This is a genomic window from Maribacter sp. X9, from assembly GCF_048537565.1.
Lineage (GTDB): Bacteria > Bacteroidota > Bacteroidia > Flavobacteriales > Flavobacteriaceae > Maribacter.
This window is the reverse complement of sequence record NZ_CP183215.1, coordinates 523,310-546,896: the sequence shown is the minus strand read 5'-3', so window position 1 is coordinate 546,896 and position 23,587 is coordinate 523,310. Positions and strand designations below refer to the sequence as shown.

Annotated in this window: 23 protein-coding genes; 13 read left to right on the top strand and 10 right to left on the bottom strand. The window is 38.2% G+C overall.

The annotated features are described in order from the left end of the window. Nucleotides 1-88 precede the first annotated feature (88 nt). A complete protein-coding gene (locus ACNR9Q_RS02280; RefSeq protein ID WP_419212972.1) occupies nt 89-931 on the bottom strand; it encodes a helix-turn-helix domain-containing protein in 843 nt (280 codons plus the stop codon). Nucleotides 932-1,071: 140 nt separating this feature from the next. Here ACNR9Q_RS02280 and ACNR9Q_RS02275 point away from each other — a divergent pair, with 140 nt between their 5' ends. The 3 genes from ACNR9Q_RS02275 to ACNR9Q_RS02265 all read left to right on the top strand — a co-directional run bounded on the left by ACNR9Q_RS02275 (nt 1,072) and on the right by ACNR9Q_RS02265 (nt 4,979). Next, nucleotides 1,072-2,046, top strand: coding sequence for a phytanoyl-CoA dioxygenase family protein (locus tag ACNR9Q_RS02275; protein ID WP_419212971.1), 975 nt, complete (start codon nt 1,072-1,074; stop codon nt 2,044-2,046). Between the two features lie 82 nt (nt 2,047-2,128). Continuing rightward, nucleotides 2,129-3,754 (top strand): SulP family inorganic anion transporter, encoded by a 1,626-nt coding sequence (locus ACNR9Q_RS02270; RefSeq protein WP_419212970.1) that lies wholly within the window; start codon nt 2,129-2,131, stop codon nt 3,752-3,754. Between the two features lie 109 nt (nt 3,755-3,863). Further along, nucleotides 3,864-4,979: a lactonase family protein gene (locus ACNR9Q_RS02265; RefSeq protein ID WP_419212969.1), complete on the top strand. Its 1,116-nt coding sequence runs from the start codon at nt 3,864-3,866 to the stop codon at nt 4,977-4,979. Here the strand turns inward: ACNR9Q_RS02265 and trxA are convergent. The 4 genes from trxA to ACNR9Q_RS02245 all read right to left on the bottom strand — a co-directional run bounded on the left by trxA (nt 4,976) and on the right by ACNR9Q_RS02245 (nt 7,747). Further along, complete coding sequence (gene trxA / locus ACNR9Q_RS02260) at nt 4,976-5,272, bottom strand: thioredoxin (RefSeq protein ID WP_419212968.1); 297 nt, start codon at nt 5,270-5,272, stop codon at nt 4,976-4,978. The two genes, ACNR9Q_RS02265 and trxA, sit on opposite strands and share 4 nt — an antisense overlap. A 38-nt stretch (nt 5,273-5,310) precedes the next feature. Continuing rightward, nucleotides 5,311-6,000, bottom strand: a complete 690-nt coding sequence (locus tag ACNR9Q_RS02255) for a DsbA family oxidoreductase (RefSeq protein WP_419212967.1) — start codon at nt 5,998-6,000, stop codon at nt 5,311-5,313. A 190-nt stretch (nt 6,001-6,190) separates the two neighbouring features. Continuing rightward, entirely contained in the window at nt 6,191-6,670 is a 480-nt protein-coding gene (locus ACNR9Q_RS02250; RefSeq protein ID WP_419212966.1) for a c-type cytochrome, read from the bottom strand. Between the two features lie 168 nt (nt 6,671-6,838). Next, nucleotides 6,839-7,747, bottom strand: a complete 909-nt coding sequence (locus tag ACNR9Q_RS02245) for a YheT family hydrolase (RefSeq protein WP_419212965.1) — start codon at nt 7,745-7,747, stop codon at nt 6,839-6,841. A 309-nt stretch (nt 7,748-8,056) separates the two neighbouring features. Here ACNR9Q_RS02245 and ACNR9Q_RS02240 point away from each other — a divergent pair, with 309 nt between their 5' ends. Then, nucleotides 8,057-9,715, top strand: coding sequence for an FAD-dependent oxidoreductase (locus ACNR9Q_RS02240; RefSeq protein ID WP_419212964.1), 1,659 nt, complete (start codon nt 8,057-8,059; stop codon nt 9,713-9,715). Nucleotides 9,716-9,742: 27 nt separating this feature from the next. On the opposite strand, the gene ACNR9Q_RS02235 is transcribed toward ACNR9Q_RS02240, so the two are convergent. Then, the gene (locus tag ACNR9Q_RS02235; RefSeq protein ID WP_419212963.1) at nt 9,743-10,717 is read right to left on the bottom strand and encodes an NAD(P)H-dependent flavin oxidoreductase; all 975 of its coding nucleotides are present in this window, start codon (nt 10,715-10,717) and stop codon (nt 9,743-9,745) included. A 121-nt stretch (nt 10,718-10,838) separates the two neighbouring features. On the opposite strand from ACNR9Q_RS02235, the gene ACNR9Q_RS02230 reads away from it, so the two are divergent. Together ACNR9Q_RS02230 and ACNR9Q_RS02225 are read left to right on the top strand one after the other, a co-directional pair. Beyond that, nucleotides 10,839-11,318: an acyl-CoA thioesterase gene (locus ACNR9Q_RS02230; RefSeq protein WP_419212962.1), complete on the top strand. Its 480-nt coding sequence runs from the start codon at nt 10,839-10,841 to the stop codon at nt 11,316-11,318. A 119-nt stretch (nt 11,319-11,437) separates the two neighbouring features. Next, nucleotides 11,438-12,055 carry a GntR family transcriptional regulator gene (locus tag ACNR9Q_RS02225; RefSeq protein WP_419212961.1) on the top strand — a complete coding sequence of 206 codons (618 nt, stop codon included), beginning with the start codon at nt 11,438-11,440 and terminating at the stop codon, nt 12,053-12,055. A gap of 35 nt (nt 12,056-12,090) precedes the next feature. On the opposite strand, the gene ACNR9Q_RS02220 is transcribed toward ACNR9Q_RS02225, so the two are convergent. Next, complete coding sequence (locus tag ACNR9Q_RS02220) at nt 12,091-12,999, bottom strand: DMT family transporter (protein WP_419212960.1); 909 nt, start codon at nt 12,997-12,999, stop codon at nt 12,091-12,093. Then, on the bottom strand, nt 12,996-13,349 hold the full coding sequence (locus ACNR9Q_RS02215) for an arsenate reductase family protein (RefSeq protein WP_419212959.1): 354 nt from the start codon (nt 13,347-13,349) through the stop codon (nt 12,996-12,998). The genes ACNR9Q_RS02220 and ACNR9Q_RS02215 overlap by 4 nt, the downstream gene beginning before the upstream one ends. A gap of 137 nt (nt 13,350-13,486) precedes the next feature. Between ACNR9Q_RS02215 and ACNR9Q_RS02210 the strand changes: the two genes are divergently transcribed. Further along, entirely contained in the window at nt 13,487-13,948 is a 462-nt protein-coding gene (locus tag ACNR9Q_RS02210) for a DinB family protein (RefSeq protein WP_419212958.1), read from the top strand. Here the strand turns inward: ACNR9Q_RS02210 and ACNR9Q_RS02205 are convergent. Further along, complete coding sequence (locus ACNR9Q_RS02205) at nt 13,945-14,688, bottom strand: PdaC/SigV domain-containing protein (RefSeq protein ID WP_419212957.1); 744 nt, start codon at nt 14,686-14,688, stop codon at nt 13,945-13,947. The two genes, ACNR9Q_RS02210 and ACNR9Q_RS02205, sit on opposite strands and share 4 nt — an antisense overlap. Before the next feature lie 83 nt (nt 14,689-14,771). On the opposite strand from ACNR9Q_RS02205, the gene ACNR9Q_RS02200 reads away from it, so the two are divergent. The 3 genes from ACNR9Q_RS02200 (at nt 14,772) to recO (ending at nt 18,293) form a co-directional block, all read left to right on the top strand. Further along, nucleotides 14,772-15,926 carry a cystathionine gamma-synthase gene (locus ACNR9Q_RS02200; protein WP_419212956.1) on the top strand — a complete coding sequence of 385 codons (1,155 nt, stop codon included), beginning with the start codon at nt 14,772-14,774 and terminating at the stop codon, nt 15,924-15,926. A gap of 161 nt (nt 15,927-16,087) precedes the next feature. Further along, complete coding sequence (gene gdhA, locus ACNR9Q_RS02195) at nt 16,088-17,431, top strand: NADP-specific glutamate dehydrogenase (RefSeq protein WP_419212955.1); 1,344 nt, start codon at nt 16,088-16,090, stop codon at nt 17,429-17,431. A 133-nt stretch (nt 17,432-17,564) separates the two neighbouring features. Continuing rightward, nucleotides 17,565-18,293 carry a DNA repair protein RecO gene (recO, locus tag ACNR9Q_RS02190; protein WP_419212954.1) on the top strand — a complete coding sequence of 243 codons (729 nt, stop codon included), beginning with the start codon at nt 17,565-17,567 and terminating at the stop codon, nt 18,291-18,293. A gap of 301 nt (nt 18,294-18,594) precedes the next feature. On the opposite strand, the gene ACNR9Q_RS02185 is transcribed toward recO, so the two are convergent. Then, nucleotides 18,595-18,939, bottom strand: coding sequence for a hypothetical protein (locus ACNR9Q_RS02185; RefSeq protein WP_419212953.1), 345 nt, complete (start codon nt 18,937-18,939; stop codon nt 18,595-18,597). A gap of 187 nt (nt 18,940-19,126) precedes the next feature. Between ACNR9Q_RS02185 and ileS the strand changes: the two genes are divergently transcribed. From ileS to ACNR9Q_RS02170, 3 genes are read left to right on the top strand one after another with little or no spacing between them, the layout of a single operon-like run. After that, nucleotides 19,127-22,525, top strand: coding sequence for an isoleucine--tRNA ligase (ileS, locus tag ACNR9Q_RS02180; protein WP_419212952.1), 3,399 nt, complete (start codon nt 19,127-19,129; stop codon nt 22,523-22,525). A 3-nt stretch (nt 22,526-22,528) separates the two neighbouring features. After that, entirely contained in the window at nt 22,529-22,912 is a 384-nt protein-coding gene (locus ACNR9Q_RS02175) for a TraR/DksA family transcriptional regulator (protein WP_419212951.1), read from the top strand. Nucleotides 22,913-22,951: 39 nt separating this feature from the next. Beyond that, nucleotides 22,952-23,572, top strand: a complete 621-nt coding sequence (locus ACNR9Q_RS02170; RefSeq protein ID WP_419212950.1) for a DUF4097 family beta strand repeat-containing protein — start codon at nt 22,952-22,954, stop codon at nt 23,570-23,572. The last annotated feature ends 15 nt before the right edge of the window (nt 23,573-23,587 follow it).

The window sequence follows — 23,587 nt, the reverse complement described above, 5'->3', positions numbered from 1 at the left end:
GCGACTAACATTTTCAAGATAGGGTCACTATTTCTCAAAATGTTACTCATAAGCATTTAATGCTGCTTCATTTAAGAAAGGTTTCAAATTACCTTGCCTTTTTCTTAAAAGCGGACGGATTTTCACCTGTAACCTTTTTAAAGGTCCTATTGAAATAGGAAAGGCTTTCAAAACCGCACTCGAAACAGGTTTCGCTAACATTGTTTCCTGCAAGCAGCATTCTTTTCGATTGACTGATGCGGTATTGGTTCAAAAACTCAATGAACGTGCTTCCCGTAGCCTTTTTGAAATATCGACAAAAAGCAGGTTTTGTTAAATTGCAGAAATTGGCAACTTCATCTACCCCAATTTTACTTTGGTAACGTTCATCGACTAAGGCATAAATGTCACGAATACGATCTTGCTCTTTTTTGCTATATCTGTTTTTATAGGGCTTTGTATGAAGTAATTCAAATTCATTGCTCTGTGACAATCTTTTTAAGATGTGCATAATTGCCATGAAATATTCGAACGGTTTTAATGTATGCAGCTCCTTTAGTAATCCGCCGACAACCTTCTTAGTTTCTCCATGAAATGCAATGCCATATCTCGATAGGTCTAATAACCTGTTTAGACTTTTTAACTCGGGAATTGGATCCACAAAGGTATTCTTGAATGACGGCTTAATATGTAATACTTCCTCTCTATACGTAGTCTTAACTCCATAGTCAAAATTTAAGTGGGGAATATTAGAGCCTATAAGTACAAGGTCGGTTTCGGTATATTCTGAAATATGGTCTCCAACATGTCTTGTGCCATTGGCGCCTTCAATATAAACTATCTCATATTCTGGATGAAAATGCCAATAAAACAGATGGCTTAATTTTGGGTCATGTAAAAGCCTAAACTGACTTTTGGATAACGAATCGATGGTCTCTAATTCAATTTTCATAATATAGTTAAACAAAATTGCATCTAAAATAAACCAATTTTCAATATTAAATCAATATTGTTCAAATTACGGTCAATATTAAGGTGGTTTTCAATGGTGGTAAAATATAATTTTATACTGTTAATTAAATCATAACGATAATGCAACCAGTGAAACAAAAAGTAGAAATGGGTAATAAGGCCCATGAAGTAATACCTGGAAATCCTTCTACGGCGACAAGTAGTAAACAGCAATTAAACGATAGATCCAACGGAAAAGACTTACGCGTACTTAGCGAAGCGGATTGGAAATTTTGGAAACATAATGGATACATTGTAATCAAGAATGCGATATCCAAGGAACAGGCGAAAAGGACTTCTGATTTTCTTTGGGAATTTGACGAAAAGAATCCTGCCGATACGAATACTTGGTATGTTCCTGCACGTGCCGAAATGAAAATGAAAGAGTTGACAGGTACAGGAATGGTCGAGGTATATAACCATCAGTTGCTTTGGGACAATAGACAAACACAAAGAGTTTATGATGCCTTTGTTGACGTGTGGGGAACAGAAAAATTATGGGTAACCATTGACCGTGCGAACCTTAATTTTCCATTACCACCGAACGTTACTAAAAAAGGATTTATACATTGGGATTATGATCCTGAAACCAAGCCGCAAAATGTTCAGGGAGTTTTGGCATTAGCCGATCAAATTGATGAAAACATGGGCGGGTTTCAATGCATTCCTTGGCTGTACCGTAATTATGACTCGTGGAAACTTACGCAACCTGAAGACCGAGACCATTTTCAGCCTAGTTTGGAAGGATTGGAAGATAAAATTGTAAAAGTGAAAATGGAGGCCGGTGATCTGCTTATTTTCAATAGTATTCAACCGCATGGTATACGACAAAATAAATCAAAGGAAAAAGTACGTATTGCACAATATATTTCTATGATGCCGGCAGAGCCTGAAAATAAGGTTTTGAGAGATTGGAGAATTAATTCATGGAAAGATAGAATAGCACCTGAAGGATATGCCTTTCCAGGAGATCCGCGTAAATGGGAACAAACAAAATATAAAACTGCTAAACTATCTCCGTTGGGAGAAAAATTATTAGGATTAAAGGACTGGTAAATAGATAATTTGGTAATAATCAGTAGGTTTATGGTAAGGCCGGTAAATAGTGTTATTTTTGCGCCCTTTAAAATAGACCGCAATGGCAAAGTTTCTGAATTTATTCGATTTTAAGCAAAAGGTAGACTATAAGACAGAAATCCTTTCGGGGCTTACCGTAGCTTTGGCTTTGGTGCCCGAAGCTATTGCCTTTGCCCTTATACCTGGGTTTTCACCATTAACAGGTCTTTATGCGGCTTTTGTACTTGCCTTGGTTACTTCCATTTTTGGAGGACGACCTGGTATGATTTCTGGTGCAACGGGTGCCGTGGCCGTAGTGTTCATCGGCTTAATTTTAGAATTGAAGCGAAATTTTCCGGGAATTGAACCTGAAACGATATTGAATTATGTTTTCGCGACCGTTATAATAGCTGGGCTTTTACAAATATTGGCGGGCGTTTTGAGATTAGGGAAGTTTATTCGGTTAGTGCCGCATCCGGTGATGTTCGGGTTTGTCAATGGCTTGGCAATCATCATTTTTATGGCACAATTCCCTAATTTTTATCAAAAAGGAACGGATCAGTTATTAACGGGCACGAATATGGCCATTATGTTAGGGCTTACCTTGTTGACGATGTTTATTATTTGGGGACTTCCAAAATTGACCAAAGCAGTACCCTCTACTTTGGTTGCCATTCTTGTTGTTTCGGTAATTGTAATCGGTTTTGGTATTGATACACTTACTGTTGCAGATACGATGCGTGAAGGAGAATCTATTAAAGGAGGTTTTCCTCCATTATCCATCCCACAAATTCCATTGAGTTTAGAAACTATAAAAATAATATTTCCTTTTGCAGCAATAGTTGCGGGGGTAGGTTTAATTGAAAGTTTGCTGACCCTGAACATTATAGACGAGATTACTGATACGAGAGGTAGCGGTAATAAAGAATGCGTAGCTCAAGGAACTGCGAATATTCTTTCCGGATTTTTATCGGGAATGGGCGGTTGTGCCATGATCGGTCAAAGTTTGATCAATACTTCCTCAGGGGCCAGGGCACGTTTGTCAGGAATAACCGCAGCTGTTATGTTATTGGTGTTTATCATGTTTGGCTCAAGTGTTATAGAGCGTCTACCTATGGCAGCACTGGTCGGTCTTATGTTTATGGTGGCCATAGGCACTTTTGAATGGGCAAGTTTTAAAACCTTCCGTAAAATGCCAAATTCTGATGTGGTTGTTATGGTTCTGGTTACCCTGATAACTGCAGTAACCCATAATTTGGCGGTTGCCGTTCTTTTGGGCGTTATCATTTCTGCTTTGGCCTATTCGTGGGAAAACGCGAAACGAATACGGGCGAGAAAGCGAATTGATGAAAATGGGGTGAAGCATTATGAGATTTACGGACCACTATTTTTTGGATCTACAACACTATTTGCCGAAAAATTCGATATACAAGGAGATCCTAATGAAATCATCATCGATTTTCAAGAAAGTAGGGTAGCAGATATGAGTGGTATCGAAGCGTTGAACAAGATTACCGAGCGGTATGCAAAGGTTGGCAAGAAAGTCCATCTGCGGCATTTAAGCAAAGATTGTATTCGGTTACTAGTGAACGCTGAAGATATTATCGACGTTAATGTAATGGAGGACCCAACCTATAAAGTAATGGTTGATAAGCTTAAAACAGAGCATCGACAAAATAAGAATCCCTTTAATCTTTGGGGATTATAAGGTTCTTTTATAGTTTAAATTCTTACCGTATCCAATTTAAAATTCTAGCTGTTCATTTTTTGAATACCATTTATTTTGTGCTTATTTTTAGTGTGTAAAGTTTAAGAATATGAAGTGCAAAATATTGTTTATTGGTTTAGTGGCCACATTTTTAATCTTCATAATACAGAGTTGCGGAATGGAAGAATTGAAGAACGAAACAACCTTATTCGTGGGCACCTATACGAATGATGGAAGCGGCAGCGAGGGAATTTATCGATTTACCTTTAATATGGATAGCGGTAAACTCTTAGATCAAAAATTGGCGGCGGCAATTACAAATCCCTCTTTTATTACTTTATCCCCAGATAAAAAGACTTTATACGCCATAGGCGAGATAGATGATTACGAGGGTAATAGTGGTAATATAACTACTTTTAGGGTGACTGATTCTGTTCTGATGAAAATTGATACTAAAACAACTCATGGAGCGCATCCATGTTTTATCGGAATTGATAAAAGTGGAGACTATGTTGCCGTAGCCAATTATACAGGTGGAAATGTTGCGGTTTTCAACGCCCAGGATAATGGGGATTTAGTTGACTCTCCGCAAGTGATAGATCATAAGGTTTTAGATACAAGTAGAACTTCCCATGCACATATGGCCTCATTTTTAGAAGATGAGTTGTTCGTTTCGGATTTGGGCCTTGATAGAATTATTAAATATACCCGAAATAATGGCGAATTTACCCCGAGCCCACAGCCAGATTTAATGGTAGCCGAGGGTTCAGGTCCTAGACATTTCGTTACTTCTCAAAATGGAAAATTCTTGTACGTCATTAATGAATTGAATTCTACCCTAACTTGTTTTCAAAAAGATGGGGATAAATATTACGGTATGGAAACGTATGATACCGTAGCTTCCGATTTTAAGGGGAAAAGCTTTTGTGCCGACATCCATCTGTCACCAGATGGTAAATTTCTATATGGATCTAATAGAGGGGAGAACACTATAGTTATTTTTAAGGTCGATGAAGCTACTGGAAAATTGGAGTTGGTCGGAAGGGAACCTGTAAAAGGGGATTGGCCTAGAAATTTCATATTGGATCCTAATGGAGAATTTCTATTGGTGGCCAATCAACGTAGTAACAATATTGTAGTATTTAATCGGGATGCAGAAAAGGGAACCTTGAGTTTTACCAGCGAGGTTGAATTGCCTAGCCCGGTCTGCTTGCAATTTTACTAATTCGATTTTATTATTTGTAACAACTCGTGTTTAGGAATGACGCCAGATTGCCGCCAAACTTGTTTGCCATTTTTGAATAGAATCATTGTAGGAACTCCTCTAACTTGATATTGTGTCGCAAGGGATTGATTCTTGTCCACATCAATTTTAATTACCTTTATAGCATTGCCCAAATCACTTTTTACTTCTTTTAGAATGGGGGCTAATGATTTACATGGCCCGCACCAATCAGCAAAAAAGTCTACCAAAACTGGTATTTCCCCTTGTATTATTTCAGAAAATGATGCTTTCATAATTTTTAATAATTTGTGATTAAGATAATTTATTTGAACTAGCACACTCCAGTTTCCATATCACAACTTTCTCCTTCATTTAATGGAGAATTAGGGGCTATTTGTTCAAATGCTTCCAAGAATGTCCTTGTAGGTTGTGCCCCACTAATACCATATTTGTCATTGATTATGAAAAAAGGTACACTATGTACACCGCGTTGTTGGTAGTGCGCTATTTCTTGTTTAACGGCATAAGCAATAGAATCATCTGCTATTATATCTTTTGTTTTCTCAGCTGTCCACCCAAATTCAGATAATAAAGAACAAAGCACTTCTATGTTGTTCAAGTGCAAATTCTCATCAAAATAGGCTTTTAAAAATCGTTCTTTAAGGCTATCTTTAAATCCTTCTTCACCAGCTACATGTAATAATTGATGAAGTGGAAGGGTATTGACGGCCATCCATTGCTTTCCAAAATTGAATGAAATGCCCTCTTCTTTACCCACCGTTTTAAGTCGCTCTGTCATTTCAAGCGGCCCGTCTAAATCGCCGAATTTATTTGTTAGATAGGTATCCCTATCCAAGCCCCCCTCCGGAATATTCGGATCCAATTGATAAGGATGCCACTCGACCTCGATAGGTGTACCTTTCCATTGTTCAATGGCTTTCTCCAATCTTTTTTTACCAACATAGCACCATGGGCATGCCACATCGGATACAACATCAATTTTTATGGTTTCTTTTTGCATCTTTCGTTCACATTAATTCTTGTTCTATATTATTGGTCGTAAAATGATACTGAAACCTACGTTCGAATTTCATATGTGCCTGTAAGGTAGGTTTAATACATCTGCGGGATACTGATTTTAATCAGATAGTATAAAAAGAAAAGCCCTTTCAACCAGTTGAAAGGGCTTTATTCTAAATTGTGATTATTTATTATAACGTACGTAAATATTCTGCAATGTTACGCGCATCTCCTTCACTAACGTTTTGATTTAACATGATAGCATTGTTATATTCTTTCAACAATGCTTTTGCAATAGGATCTTCTTTTAACATTTTGTCTGGGTTGATGATCATATTCATTACCCATTCTGGGCTTCTGCGTTCATAAACTCCTTTTAATGCAGGGCCAATTAGGCGTTGGTCGGCCATATGACACGCTGTACAAATAGCTTGAAATTTTTCTTTACCGGCTGCCGCCATTTCTTCATTAATAGTATCGTCAAAAGTAACGTTGGTAATTGGGCCAACCCCTTTATTGTCCAAGTCGACCGGTACTTCCTGACTCGTCGTTTCCGCTTTTACCTCTTTCTTGGTGCGGTTCATTTCAAAACCTTCTTTTTTTTCTTCCTTTTTCTCGCCACAGCTTATAACCAAGGTGCTAAGCGCTATTAGACTGAATAATTTACGCATGTGATACTATGTTTTAAGTTTTTTATTTTAATGAGGCACTAAGATATGAATTTTTACGGGTTGAAAGATGTTTTGCAAAGGGTCTATTCAAATTTTAGTGATCGGATAAATGACATTTTTTTATAAGGTCTGTTCAAATGGAGCACTTCACAATTGACATAAAATAAATTATTCAATTTGCGAAATGAACTCCAAAGTTCGACGTTCTGCATAGGTGAGGTTTTGAGCCCCATGAAAACCTACATGACCACCATGTTTAGGTCTTTCTAGAAAAACTTGTTTGTGATGTTTGGCAATTTCTATAGGGTAGCAGTCCTTTCCTAAAAAGGAGTCATTTAATGCATTTATGATTAAGGTAGGGACTTTTATAGAAGACAAAAATTGAAGACTGCTGCATTTTGTATAATAATCCATCGCATCTTTAAAGCCATGTGCTTTGCTTGTATAGATATCGTCAAAGTCTTTCAAGGTCCTGACCATTTTGATATCGGAATCAGAGATAAGCTTTGGGAAAAGTTTTTGTTTTAGCTTAAGTTTATCTATGAGATTGCCTCTAAAACGTTCGGCATATAAACTATTTTCGAAACGTAATAGTTGGTGTAGGGAGTCACCCAATTGACAAGGTACGGAGATGGCCACCGCTCCTTTGATTTCTTTTGGAAGCTCTCTTTTTTCGCCTAAATATTTCAATAGAAGGTTTCCACCTAGACTAAAACCATGTAGAAAGATTTTTTGGTATTTGTTCTTTTCTAAAACGTGGTTTATGACTGATTCCAAATCTTCTGTCGCACCGGAATGATAGGAGCGGTAAAGTTTATTCGGGGTTCCACTACATCCCCTTAGGTTAATGGCGCAAATATCAAATCCGGCCTCGCTTAATAGTTTGGCACTTCCTCTTATATAGGCCCTTTGTGCACTGCCTTCAAGGCCATGAATAATAATGACCAGTTTATGTGTAGGTGTTTTTGAATAGCTCCAGTCCAAATCAAGGAAGTCGGTATCGGGTAAGGTAATGCGTTCCCTAATTTGTTCCAAACCTTCTACTTTACGCACTAGTCCAGAGTAGATGGTTGACAAATGTCCATTTTTAAAAAATAGTTTTGGGGTGTAGGAAGATTTAATTAAGGGCATTTTTGTAAGAACTAGGGTTTTGATAAAAACTCAGTGGTTATTGATTACACTGGGTTAGTTACCATTTTGATCAGTTGTCTCGTATTTTAGTTTAAAATTAATGAATTAATGGGAAGGATAGAATTGCTTTCAAACCCTAAAACTTTGTTGTATTTTTAGTATGCTAACCGTAAATGATAGATGTATGTCTTTTAAGTACTAATTCTTATGCGAACATACGGAAGATTTTATAGTATGTACCAATCCGTATAAATTATGAACGACCCAAGGTTTCCTCAATTGACACAGAACCAAATAACTGTACTAAAGGAATTTGGCAGAATTGAGACTTATCATGAAGAGAGAATGGTATTTGAGCAAGGTGACCAGCATTATGATTTTATGGTTGTTTTGAAGGGATCGGTGCGTATTGAAGACCCTTATAATGACGGCCGTGTTGTGGTAAAACATACTAAAAACGAATTTACCGGAGATAGTGGAATGTTGTCTGAAAGAGGTTCTCAATTTAATGCGATAGCAGAAGAAGGCTCTGTGCTTCTACATATTATTCCAGAACGGTTTAAAGAAGCCATAGCCAAGCACAGTGACATTAGTGACATCTTATTGAATGCATTCATACAACGGCAGGACACAATTTTACAGGACTATACAGGAGGAATCAAATTAGTGGGGTCTGGTAATTCTAAGGAGACATATGCGATTCGCGATTTTATGGACAAGAACCATATTTGGTACACTTTTTTGGATGTTGATACTTCGAAAGAAGCCTTATCACTATTGAGTCAGTTCAATATCTCTAAAGATGCGTTGCCCATCCTCATTAACAGCAAGAGCCAGATATGCCATAAACCTACTATGGACCAAGTGGCCAGGTATTCTGGAGTTTTAATGGATTTTGAAGATGAATTGTTTGATCTTTTGGTTATCGGTGCAGGTCCGGCAGGTCTGGCGGCAAGTGTCTATGCCGCATCAGAAGGTTTAAGTGTGGTTACCATAGATAGCAACGCCCCAGGGGGTCAAGCGGGCAAAAGCTCTAAAATAGAGAATTATTTAGGGTTTCCTACCGGTATTTCTGGAAGTGATCTGGCCAATAGGGCCTATGTACAAGCACAAAAATTCGGTTGTAATATTTCAATTCCCCACAGCGCTGAAAGTATAGAACATAAGGATACTTATTTTATTTTGTGCGCGACCAACGGTAAAACCATTAAGGCCAAATCTTTAATTGCAGCTACGGGAGCAAATTATAGGAAACTGCCGATTTCGAACATTGAAGACTATGAAGGAAGTGGGGTGTATTATTCCGCTACCGGAATGAACGCCAATTCCTGTAAAGGTGAGCAAGTGGGTGTGGTAGGTGGTGGAAATTCTGCCGGCCAGGCGGCACTTTTTTTAGCAGAACATGCCAATGAGGTGCACGTAATTCTTAGAGATAATGATCTTGGTGCTAAAATGAGTAATTATCTGGTACAACGAATTGAAGCCGCCGAAAATATAACGGTTCATTTAAATACGGAAGTGGTTGAATTACGCGGAGATCACCATCTCGAATCCATTATCATGGATAGGGAAGGGGAAAAATTGGAAAAGAACATAACCAATCTTTTTACGTTCATAGGGGCAGTTCCCTGTTCACAATGGTTAAAGGGGCTGGTTCTTACAGATGAAAAGGGATTTATTTGTACCGGGCCTGAAATGAAGGAAGATCAATTGTCGAATTGCAGTATTTATCAACGGAGAAAGCCTCAATCTTTAGAAACAAGCATTCCCGGTTTTTTTGCCGTGGGTGATGTTCGAAAAGGATCTGTCAAAAGAGTAGCTTCCGCTGTGGGAGAAGGGTCAATGGCTGTGAGCCAAGTCCATCAATATCTCGGCGAATTACGAGCAATGGAATCTTTGAACAATGCTGATTAAAAAGGGTTCATCGGGTTGGTTTCCAAACTATTTAGGAAAGTTAGCCAGCACTTTTATCTGTTCTGTAATTGCATCTTTGAACTCTGTCTTTAAATGCGCGACCAATTCTGCTACGGGTAAGGTGTCGTTTATAAGGGCAGAACCTTGTCCGGCAGACCAAATGGTTTTCCATGCCTTTGCCTCCGTATCCAGTTCTTTGCCGAAATCTATTTTCCGATCTTTTTTAAGGTCTTCTTCGGTAATACCGGCTGCTTTTATACTGGCACTTAAAAAGTTTGCATGAACCCCTGAAATGGCCGCCGTATATACAACGTCACTGGCTCCTGCATCAATGATCATTTTTCGATATTCGGGTGTTGCCTTACTTTCATAGGTATTAATGAAACGGGTACCCATATAGGCTAAATCCGCTCCCATTTGCAATGCCGATGCAATATCCCTGCCGGTGCTGATGCATCCAGATAGTATTATGGTTTTATGGAAAAATCTCTTGATTTCGGCGACCAATGGCATGGGGTTGAGGGTTCCCGCATGGCCACCTGCTCCGGCAGCGACTAGAATTAATCCGTCAACGCCAGCTTCTGCAGCTTTTTCAGCATGTCGTTTTTTGATGATATCATGAAAAACTAGTCCACCATAACTATGAATGGCATCTACTACTCGTGAAACAGCACCTAAAGAGGTGATGATTAAGGGGACCTTGTGTTTAACGCATAACGTTACATCGGCTTCCAATCTTGGATTGGTAGGGTGCACGATAAGGTTGACGCCGAACGGAGCTGGTTTTTTGCCTGTTTCTTCTTCGAAGGTTTTTAGTGCACCTTTAATTTCTATCAGCCATTCCTCGAATCCTTCACTAGTGCGTTGGTTCAGTGCAGGAAAGGTGCCAACGATGCCATTTTTACAACATTCAATGACCAACTGCGGCCCTGAAATTAAAAACATGGGAGCCGCGATAACGGGTAATGATAGATTTTTGATGAATGCTGTATTTGTCGACATAATCTTTGAATTTCAAGGTGCTTTAAAAATACGGATAAAAATATAGGTTCTTTATTCCCTAGGTTTCAAAACTATGTTATTTTTAAGGAGTATTATGCATGCATAACAAAAAATATAAAATATGTACCTAAAGGATTTTGAAATACGATGGAGTGATTTAGATGCGAACCGTCATTTGGCGAATTCTGCCTATATCAATTTTATGAGCCATACACGAATGGCATATTTATTAGAATTAGGGTTTGATCAAAAGACATTGGCAGTTCATGAAATTGGTCCTGTGGTTTTTTATGAGCATATCTATTATTTCAAAGAGGCTTTCCCCGGTAAGCCCATTAAGGTTTCATTGGAGATTTTAGGTATGAGCGAGGATGCCATGTTTTTTGAATTTCACCATAATTTTTATAACCACAAAGGCGAGAACATCGCCCGTTGTGAAATGATGGGTGCATGGATTGATTTAAAATCCCGCAAACTTACTGGTTTAACGAATGAAATGTTAAAGACGTTCAGTGGCGTTGAAAAACAAAAAGGCTTTAGAGTGTTGACTAAAGAAGATACACGCAAGTTTGCAAGGGTTCCAAAGAATATAGAATGGTAAGAATTATGACTATATTGTTTTTTGATAAAATGTTCAATAAAAATGGCATCTTTTTACTGTTTAATACGTTTACATTAAACAAAAATTCTTAAAATTATGTATTTCATTATATTTGTCTAATGACTAGCCAAATAGAGGAATTATATCAACAAACATACGGGAAAGTAAAAAAGTTGATCGTTACTAAGGAATTGATTCCTGGGCAATTGATCACACAAGAGCGATTGTCCCATACCTTGAATAGTAATGATGATGCAATATCCATTGTATTAAATCAGTTGCAAGAAGAGTCCTTATTGGTGCGTTTTTCTGATAATGGTGTTATGGTGCGCGAATTAAGCGAACAGGAAATTACCCAAATGTTCGATTGTCGATTGGCCTTGGAAACCATGACGGTTAAATTGTTCACATTAAACGCACCCCAATCCAAGATCGATGATTTAAGAAATTTATTGGTGCCTTTTGAAAGCGGCCCTAAAAACGTGTACGTCTTTCATAAAATTGATTGCTATTTCCATGAGTTCATTGCCAAGCATTGTGGTAACAAAATACTTTATGACTTATTTAAAACGGCCAAAATTTTACCGTTTATGGATTTGGTTGGCCTAGTAAGGCCGCTCGAAGAAATTATGCAGGAGCACCTTAACATTATTTCGGCGATGCACCATAGAGACGATGATAAGGCCATGCGGGCCATACAGTTTCATTTGGAGAACACAAGAAAATCACATTTATAAATTTCAGGTTCGGTATTTGTGTAAATCGCGCTACTTTAAAGTTTTTTATTGAGTAGCAATACCTTGGGTTTTTTACTAGCAAGATAAACACCTACTAAAACCAAGGTGGCAGCTATCACTTTAATAAAAGTAAGATGGTCCTGTCCAGTGAATATGGCGTAACCAATACCCACCAATGGCTGTACGTAAACAAATGCACTTAATGTCGAGGCCTTTAATTGGGTTAAGGCGAATATGTTGAATAAATAGGTGCAAAAGGTAGTGCCCAATATAACAAAGGCAATGCCCCAATAGGCTTCGAAAGGAAGTGCCGTCCAGGCTATTTGCATAAATTCTTCATAACCAAAGGGTAAACAGATAAGCACTCCCAAAGAGAACAACCATTTCATAAAAGTGAATGGATGGTATTTGGTAATTAAGACTTTGACGACTACTAGGTAAGAGCCGTAGAAAATAGAGTTTAACAATATTAGCAAATTTCCAAGGGGAATGTTTGGTGCATTTTGTCGTAATTCACTTCCTAAAAGAATTAACCCTAAGGCTCCCAAAAGACCGACCCCTATGCCTAAAATCTTTCTACTTGAGATTTTTTCCTTTAGAATTAATGCGGATAGAATAAGAACTATAATGGGGGTGGTAGTAACCAGTACAGCACTGTTGATAGGAGTTGATAGTGAAAGACCTTTGAAAAACACCAACATATTCATCCCCATTCCCAGAAGAGCGCAGAGTATCATTCTTAGATAGTCTTTACGTTCTATATGTTCTTTTGGGCCCAATGGCGAAATAAGCCAGAATAGTAGGGCCGCTCCTAGAACCCTTAAAACAATGAACCCAAATGGTTGTACATAATGGGGCATGACCCCTTTTGCAATGGTATGGTTTAGCCCGTAAATGGTGGTGGCTCCAAGAGCGGCGAAGATGGCTAATAAACGTTTGTTCACGAATGAATGGCCTTTTTAGCGGCCTCTACCACTTTTTTACTATTACCTATAAAAATCTGCCCTTCAAATAAAATAACGGGTCTCTTTAAAAAAGTATAGTGCTCTAAAATGAGGTTCTTAAAGTCCTTTTCTTTCAAGTTTTGGTCCTTTAAACCTCTCTCCCGATATAGAACTGCCCTTTTGCTGAATAAAGACTCATAGCTTTTCGATAATTCATGCATTTGTTCTAATTGGTCTTCAGAAATGGGGTCGATTTTTATATCCTGTAATTCAAAATCGGTAAGGGGTTGTAATTCTTTAATAATTCTCTGGCAGGTTGAACACGTACTTAGATGATATATTTTTTTCATGGTAATATAGTATGAAGAAATTACTTTTCTTCTTTCGAAAATTGATAAAACCCTAAATTTCTAATGGCCTTATGGGTTACAAAGAAACTTATTTCTAATTAAATGTACTATTTTTACAGTCTTTTAAATCTAAAACGATGCCTAACAATCTGTTTGAAATTACACTACAAAATAGACGTAATTTATATTCCATTTTAACCGAAACACCTAAAGACAAGCTTTTAAAAATACCTGAAGGGTTCAATAACAATATATATTGGAATATAGCCCACACTTTAGTTTCGCAACAGTTATTGATTTATAAATTGAGTGGTCTTCAAATGCGCGTTCCCGAAAAACTCGTTGACAAGTTTAAGAAAGGAACCACACCCGACGGTACAGCTACCGATGAGGAAATGAAAATCGTTGCAGATTTTTTGATTTCGACCGCAGAATGGGCCAAAGAGGATTATGAAACCCAACTGTTTCAGGAATACCATGAGTATACCACAAGTGCCAAGGTAACACTTAGTACCATAGATGACGCCATTGCTTATAATTTGTTCCACGAAGGAATGCATTTGGCAGCCATCAATTTATTGATGAGGCATACTGACTAAGGTTTTATAGGAAACTTTAAAAATGGATTCACCTTTTGAAAAGGTAGTGTCAAGGTGATGGGCCCATCGGCATAAGAGGCAATCTCATAAGATTCATAAAATAGGAGTACTCCTTTGTCGGTATAGCCCAAGTTTTCCGGCAAGTAAAAAACTTCGTTTTCGAACATGAATCCGCTACTATTTATGGGGGCTTCCGCTGCTATTTTTTCCTGTTTCCTAAATTCGGCTTCCGCAAAGGCTTTAAAACCCTCTTCATTTATGAACAATTTTTGGTTCTCCAATTCTGTACCTTCTACTTTTTTAAAATTCAAAAACCGTACAGTATCATAACCGTGTGCCCCACCTGTAAATAAATAAGATTCTAGTTTTATCGTAAGTATTTCTTTATTCTCAAAAGTAATAGTTCCTTTTATTTTGGCCTCCCATGGTATGGATTCTTCTGGAAACTTTTCGTTCAATATTTGGTAATCTTTTATAAAGGCTTTAACTGCTCCTTCAATATCTTGGGCATCACTTTCTTCATCAAAATTCAATAATGCAATGATCTCTTCCCGTAAAGCTATATTAATGGTCTCGCTGAGTTTTGTTTTTTCTAACGCTTTAGGAATGGAAATGGAAACAGTTGAACAAGCCTCGCAACTTTCTGAGGAAATGGAATAGGGTTCAAAAGTAAGGGCGTCCTCCTTTTTGCAACTAAAAAACACAAAAAGAACAAGGAGGTAAATGAGCCTGATTTTCATAGGGGAGTTATATTTTTCGTAAAAATACAGCTTCATTGTATTCTCCAAAAGTTAACGATACATTTGTGTGAAAATAGTTTAAAATGGGGGCTAAAGATTTAAAATTTAACACTAAAACCATTCACGGCGGCCAACAACCTGATGCTGCATACGGAGCGGTTATGCCACCCATATATCAGACGTCGACCTATGCACAGTCAACGCCTGGGGAGCATAAGGGATATGAATATTCCCGAAGCGCAAATCCTACCCGAACGGCTTTGGAAAACGCATTGGCCAGTATTGAAGGTGGCAATTATGGGCTCGCTTTTGGCAGCGGACTTGCGGCTATAGACGCAGTTATAAAATTATTGAGCCCAGGTGATGAAGTAATATCTACCAATGACCTTTATGGAGGTTCATATCGAATTTTTAAAAAAATATTTGAAAAATTCGGCATTATTTTCCATTTTGTCGGTATGCAGGGCGTGGATGCCATAAAGGAAAAAATCAATGTGAATACCAAATTGATTTGGGTTGAAACTCCGACGAACCCAATGATGAACATCATTGATATAAGAGCCGTGGCCGATTTAGTTGAGCATACGGAAATTATTTTGGCAGTTGATAATACATTTGCGACTCCTTATTTACAATTACCACTGCATTTGGGGGCCGATATCGTAATGCATTCTGCTACAAAATATCTTGGAGGACATAGTGATACCGTGGTTGGGGCTTTGGTTGTAAAGGATAAGGAATTAGCCGAAAGACTTTATTTTATTCAAAACGCAAGCGGAGCCATTTGCGGCCCTATGGATAGTTTTTTGGTTTTAAGGGGAATTAAAACATTGCATGTACGCATGCAACGGCATTGTGAAAACGGACGGGCCGTAGCGGAATATTTGCGTTCGAACCCAAAAATTGAAAAGGTATATTGGCCGGGTTTTGTAGATCATCCGAACCATGAAATTGCCAAGGTACAAATGAATGATTTCGGGGGAATGATTTCCTTCGTTCCTAAAGGGGGCAGCTATGAAGATGCCATTAAAATCGTGGAGCGCCTACAGGTTTTTACCTTGGCAGAATCTTTGGGTGGAGTAGAGAGTTTGGCGGGCCACCCTGCAAGTATGACCCATGCGAGTATTCCAAAAGAGGAGCGGGAAAAAAGCGGGGTGGTCGATGCGTTGATCAGGTTAAGTGTGGGCATAGAAGATGTGGAAGATTTAATAGCAGATTTAGAACAAGCGATAGACTAATTCGAATTTAATTGACTTTAATTTTAAAGATGTTGTAGTTTGTTGCTAAAACAACAAATTTTATCGAATTTCAAAAAAATAAGCTTTCAAATTACATAAATAGCATAATTTTGCCATTATATTTTGAAATCAATAATAAAAAATCAAATATAAATTGCTTTATGGAAGATAAGATAAAAGTGTTTATGGATGAGGTTACCGCCAGAAACGGTCATGAACCAGAATTCATACAAGCGGTTCAGGAAGTGGCGGAAACAGTAATTCCGTATATCGCGAAACATAAAATATATAATGGTAAGAATATTCTTTTAAGAATGGTTGAGCCAGAACGTTTAATATCCTTCAGGGTAGCCTGGGTTGATGATGAAGGTGAGATACACGTAAACCGAGGGTATCGTATCCAAATGAATTCTGCCATTGGTCCATATAAAGGGGGCTTGCGTTTTCACCCAACGGTAAATGCAAGTATTCTGAAGTTTTTGGCCTTCGAGCAGGTATTTAAGAACAGTCTAACCACATTGCCAATGGGCGGTGGTAAAGGAGGTTCTGATTTTGATCCTAAAGGAAAGTCAGATGATGAGGTGATGCGGTTTTGCCATGCCTTTATGTTAGAATTGAATAGACATATCGGTCCGAATACCGATGTGCCTGCAGGCGATATAGGTGTAGGTGCGCGTGAAATAGGATTCTTATTTGGGATGTACAAAAAGATCCGAAATGAATTTACAGGGGTCTTGACCGGAAAAGGGTTGTCTTGGGGCGGTTCTAAAATTAGACCAGAGGCCACAGGATATGGTACCGTATATTTTGCTGAAAGTATGCTGAAAACCAAGAATGAAAGTTTTGATGGTAAAACAGTGGTTATTTCAGGTTCGGGGAATGTTGCCCAGTACGCCGCAGAGAAAGCTATTGTTTTGGGGGCGAAAGTGGTAACCCTTTCAGACTCTAGCGGATATATTTATGATAAGGACGGTATAGACAATGAAAAATTGGCTTTTGTCATGGATCTTAAAAACAATCGAAGAGGCCGTATTTCTGAATATACGGATAGATATCCATCTGCTGAATTCCATAAAGGAAAGACGCCTTGGGGTGTAAAGTGCGATATTGCCTTGCCATGTGCAACCCAAAATGAATTGCATCAAGAGGATGCCAAGAATTTGTTGGAAAACGGTTGTATTTGTGTAGCGGAAGGTGCAAATATGCCGTGCACTGCAGAAGCCGTTCATGAATTCAATAATGCGAAAATATTGTTCGCACCGGGTAAAGCTTCAAATGCCGGTGGTGTTGCAACATCAGGATTGGAAATGTCGCAAAACTCTCTTCGTATTAGTTGGACACGTGAAGAGGTAGATGAACGCCTAAAAGTTATCATGTCAGATATTCATCAATCTTGTATAGAATACGGGAAAGAAGAAGATGGCTTCTGTAACTATGTAAAAGGAGCCAACATTGCGGGCTTCGTAAAAGTTGCCGATGCCATGCTTGCGCAAGGGGTGATTTAAGATATCTTAGAATCTTTTACAGAGTCAAATAAGTTTATAGAATGCGAGGTTTTCTTTGAAATTCTCGCATTTTTTTATCCCGTCTATTTAACGGCCCCCAAACCGTTATCTTTGTCAAAATAGCTACAAGAATATGCAGGTGACAACAAAGGCCATAGTGCTTTCTGCCCTAAAGTATGGCGACACCAGCCTAATTGTTAGGGCCTTCACTGCTTCAGACGGTATAAAATCGTATTTGTTGAAAGGAGTTCTTTCCTCAAAAAAAGGAAAATTAAAGTCCGCCTATTTTCAACCGCTGACCCAATTGGAAATTGTAGCCAATCACAGGAATAAAGGAACTTTGGAATCGCTCAGAGAGGCAAAGGTATTTTATCATTACCAAACCCTTTATGCAGATATGGCTAAAAATGCAATGACCTTGTTTTTGGCAGAGTTGTTGGGAAATAGCATCCGAGAAGAGGAACGTAATGATGATTTATTCGAATTTTTGGAAGCCTCTTTACAGTGGTTGGATATGCATAAGGATATTGCAAATTTTCATTTGTTCTTTATGTTATCACTTTCACGATTTTTAGGGTTTTATCCTGATGCCTATCAGATGGAGAAGCCTTATTTTGATTTGTTGGAAGGTGAGTTTACTTCCTCAGAATCCTTAAACCCCATGTTAAGAGGAGAAAATGTTTATTTCTTCAAGGCTTTTTTAGGGATCAATTTTGATGAAATCCACACCATAAAAATGAAAAAAACCAACCGCCAAGAATTGTTAAAGGTATTAGTAGTTTATTTCGAATTACACTTACAGGGTTTTAGAAAACCAAGATCGTTAGCAGTGTTAAATGAAGTTTTCAGTTCGTACGTATAAGTTTCTTTGCGCATAAAATTCATTAAGTTGGATTGTTTCAAATGCTCACTACATTGGCGTTTTGGATGCTGGCGACGTGGAGAAAGATCCAAAGTCACAATGTTCGATAAAGAACAGTCTTTCAATTAGGTTGTGAAATATATCGGGTCAGTGCCGTGGATAGAATTATTGTTTTTGAATAGTTGTTTAAGCAGTAATTTGGGTTGAGGAGTAAGCTCTCCTATTTTAATAAAGAGACCCACTATCAACGGGTCTTCGTTTTACAGAAAACGTTTATTTAGTTTTGAACGGATTTCTCTACTTATTTTGCTTTTTTGGCAACTTTGTCAGCAGCGTCATTGGTTGCTTTTTTAATATCCTCGCCAGCTTCTTTGGCAGCCTCCATAGTTTCTTCACCAGCTTTTTTTACAGATTCTGTCGCATCTTCAGCTGCTTCCATAGCATTTTTGCTCGCTTCTTTGGCGGCATCTAGTGCATCTTCTCCTGCTTCCTTTAAATCTTCCCCAGCATCTTTCAAATCCTCTCCGGCCTGTTCAAGCGCCTCACCGGCTTCTTCGGTTGCATTTTTGGCATGGTCCGTATCCCGACAAGAAAAGAATATGCTTACTGCTAAAACGATTATTGATGTTAAAATTGCTTTTTTCATTTTGTGTTGCTTTTACGGTTGTTGTTATGGCATTATTTACGAATGAAAAAACAGTATAGATGCTAAAAAAGTTGTTATTTGACCTAAACGGACTATTGATGATATTTCAATGGTGCTAATACGCTCCTTTTAAATCTAAATTTTATAATTTTGCAGCCTTTGAAATCCAGAACCATAAGCATTTTGTATGAAGTTCGCAGAATATCAGGGATTGAATTTACCAAAGGTTGCAGAAGAGATTCTTAACTACTGGTCAACACATGCCATATTTGAAAAAAGTATTTCTACCCGAGAGGGTAAAGATAGCTATGTCTTTTATGAAGGTCCGCCATCGGCGAACGGTATGCCCGGTATTCATCATGTAATGGCGCGTACCATTAAGGATATTTTTCCTAGGTACAAGACCATGAAGGGATTTCAGGTAAAACGAAAAGCAGGTTGGGATACGCACGGACTTCCAATCGAATTGGGAGTTGAGAAAGAACTCGGTATTACAAAAGAGGATATTGGGGTCAAAATATCCGTAGAGGACTATAATGCGGCTTGTAAAAAAGCAGTAATGCGATATACGGATGTTTGGAATTCAATGACCGAACAAGTGGGGTATTGGGTAGATATGGAAGATCCTTATATCACCTACAAGTCCAAGTACATGGAAACCGTTTGGTGGTTGTTAAAAGAAATCTATTCTAAAGGATTGATTTATAAAGGCTATACCATACAGCCCTATTCTCCAAAAGCAGGAACCGGATTAAGTTCTCATGAGTTGAACCAACCGGGAACCTATCAAGATGTAACGGATACCACTGTTACCGCTCAGTTCAAGGCAGTTGAAGAATCGTTACCTGAATTTTTGCAAAATGAAGGAACCATTTATTTCTTGGCCTGGACCACCACACCATGGACTCTGCCTTCTAACACGGCTTTAACAGTAGGGCCGAAAATAGATTATGTGCTGGTGGAAACCTATAATCAGTACACTTTCAAACCTATGAATGTTATCCTTGCCAAGAGTTTAGTGGGAAAACAGTTTGCAGGCAAGTTTAAGCAAGTGGTTGAAAAGTCAGAACTACTGACTTATACGGCTAATGATAAGAATATTCCTTTTTACGTCGTGAAAGAATTCAAGGGTAAGGATTTATTGAATATCCGATACGAACAATTACTGGATTACGTATTGCCCTATGAGAACGCCGAGAATGCTTTTAGAATCATTGCAGGAGATTTCGTGACGACTGAAGATGGTACAGGAATTGTACATACGGCACCAACTTTTGGTGCTGATGATGCTTTGGTTGCCAAACAAGCCGTGCCAGAAATACCACCGATGTTGGTTTTAGATGAGAATTCGAACCTAGTGCCTTTGGTGGATCTTCAAGGAAAATTCAGGCCCGAATTAAAAGAACTTGCGGGCAAATATGTCAAGAACGAATATTACGATGATGGTGAGGCGCCAGAACGTTCAGTTGATGTAGAAATAGCGATCAAGCTTAAAGAGGAAAATAAAGCGTTTAAGGTTGAAAAATACGTTCATAGTTATCCAAATTGCTGGCGTACCGACAAACCGATACTATACTATCCATTAGATTCTTGGTTCATAAAAGTAACCGATATCAAGGAACGTATGTTTCAGCTGAACGAAACCATTAATTGGAAGCCTAAAGCGACTGGAGAAGGTAGGTTCGGAAATTGGCTGGCCAATGCCAATGATTGGAATTTGTCGCGTTCTAGATATTGGGGAATTCCATTACCTATTTGGCGTACCGAAGATGGTAAGGAAGAAATCATCATTGGGTCTGTTGCCGAGTTAAAGGCAGAAATGGCGAAGGCGGTTGAAGCAGGTGTTTTAGAGAAAGACATTTTTGCCGATTTTGTTGTGGACGATATGTCCGAGACCAATTATGATAAAATAGATTTACATAAAAATATAGTAGACCAGATTATTTTGGTTTCGGTTTCAGGGAAACCTATGAAGCGTGAAAGTGACCTGATCGATGTTTGGTTCGATAGTGGTTCTATGCCTTATGCACAATGGCATTACCCTTTTGAGAACAAGGGGTTGATAGATGAGGGAAAAACATTTCCTGCAGATTTTATAGCAGAAGGGGTCGATCAAACCAGAGGATGGTTCTATACCTTGCATGCCATTGCAACTATGGTTTTCGATTCGGTCGCTTATAAGAATGTGGTTTCTAATGGACTGGTGTTGGACAAGGAGGGCAAAAAGATGTCGAAACGTTTGGGTAATGCCGTTGATCCATTTGAAACCATGAACGAACATGGTGCCGATGCTACCCGTTGGTACATGATCAGTAATGCCAACCCCTGGGACAATCTTAAATTCGATACAGAAGGCATCGTTGAGGTTAAACGTAAATTTTTCGGTACGTTATACAATACATACTCGTTCTTCGGTCTTTATGCCAATCTAGATTCTTTTTCTTATGCTGAGGAAGATGTACCGGTTGCAGAACGCCCTGAGATTGACCGTTGGATTTTATCTGAATTGAATTCACTTATAAAAATCGTGGATGCAGCCTATGGCGAGTATGAGCCTACCAGGGCGGCAAGGGAAATTTCCGATTTTGTTCAAGAAAATTTAAGTAATTGGTATGTTCGCTTGTGTAGAAGACGCTTTTGGAAAGGTGAATATGCCAAAGATAAAATTGCTGCATACCAAACGTTATATACCTGCTTGGATACTGTGGCCAAATTGTCTGCACCCATTGCTCCATTTTTTATGGACCGTTTGTATATCGACCTTAATAAAGCCACGAATAAAGAGAAGTTTGAAAGCGTACATTTGGCAAATTTTCCTGTCGCTAATGACGCTTTTGTCGATAAGGGCTTGGAGGTAAAAATGCAAAAAGCACAGACGATTTCATCTTTAGTACTTTCCATCCGTCAGAAAGAAAAAATAAAGGTGCGCCAGCCTTTACAGAAAATCATGATTCCGGTTTTGGATGACAAAGACCGTAAGGATATTGAAGCGGTTTCAGAATTAATAAAATCTGAAGTTAATGTAAAGGAAATTCAATTGTTGGACGACGCGTCGGGGATTCTTGTAAAGCGTATCAAGCCTAATTTCAAGACATTAGGACCTAAATTTGGCAAGGATATGAAGCAGATTGCCCAAGTGGTAAATGCGTTTTCTCAGGACGATATCCAAAAAATTGAGCAAGACGGCGAAATATCCATCGAAATTGAAAATAAAATTATTATTTTACAGTTACAGGATGTAGAAATTAGTTCCCAAGATATCGAAGGATGGTTGGTGGCGACTTCTGGAAAATTGACAGTAGCTCTTGACGTTACTATTGACGAAGATTTAAGAAATGAGGGAATCTCAAGGGAATTAGTGAATAGAATTCAGAACATTAGAAAAGATTCTGGTTTCGAAGTGACCGATAAGATTACCGTTCTCATATTGAAAGACGGTTTTGTTGAAGATGCGGTAAAGGATAATATAGAATATATTAAGACAGAGACATTAACAGCAGAATTGAGTTTTGAAGAGGAATTGGACAAAGGCATGGAAATAGCTTTTGACGAAGTGAACACAAAATTGTTTATTGAAAAATATTAAAAGATGGCGGAAGAATTAAAAGTAAGATATTCTGACAAAGATTTGGCAGAATTTAAAGAGCTGATCGAAGATAAAATAGAAAAGGCCAAAAGTCATTTGGAACTTTTAAAAAGTGCTTATATGAATGATGGGAATAATGGTACTGATGATACTTCCCCAACCTTCAAGGCTTTTGAAGAGGGTTCAGAAACGATGAGTAAAGAAGCGAATACGCAATTGGCGATCAGGCAGGAAAAATTTATCCGGGATCTTAAAAATGCGTTATTGCGAATTGAAAACAAAACGTATGGTATTTGTAGGGTAACAGGAAAACTGATCAATAAAGAACGGTTAAAGTTGGTTCCCCATGCCACACTTAGCATTGAAGCTAAAAACATGCAATCATAATGAAAACGCCTTTAGGGGCGTTTTTTTAATATATCGGCTTTGAGAATCGATTTACTTGTTGGTCTACTTCTAATTTCTGTAAGCTTAAATTCGCAAAAGAGACTGAATAAAATTGTTGACGCAGAGAAAATCAATTCAATATTGGTAGATGCGGCCAATTGTTTTGAAGTTAATCTAAATACCCGTTTTGGTAAACAAGTCGATATTGAGGCTAAAATGGAAGGGGAGTATCGCAATGATATTGATTTAAAGGCGCGTACAAATGGCACTACACTTTTTATCGAAGTTGGTTTCATACCTAGTTTCGAAAATCCAAATGATAAATTAAGTGCGCATAAAACAGTTTCAATCTTAATGGATATTACCGTTCCGTCCTTCAAAAATATTAAAGTGTACGGAACTAACTCAAGGGTGAACCTACAAGGAGAATATAAGGAGTTACTAGTGACCCTTTCCGATGGAACCTGTAGGTTAAATGATGTCTCCGGAAACGTCGTGGTAAAAACTCAAAGCGGAAATATAATTGCTCAGGCCAAATCAGCAGATATATTTGCTGAAAGCAAATATGGCAAAGTACAGATGAATCCTGTTCCTAAGGGAATCACTAATTATAAATTGCAGACCATTACCGGAAATATTGAGTTAAGTAAAACCGAATAATATTTCTATTTTTGC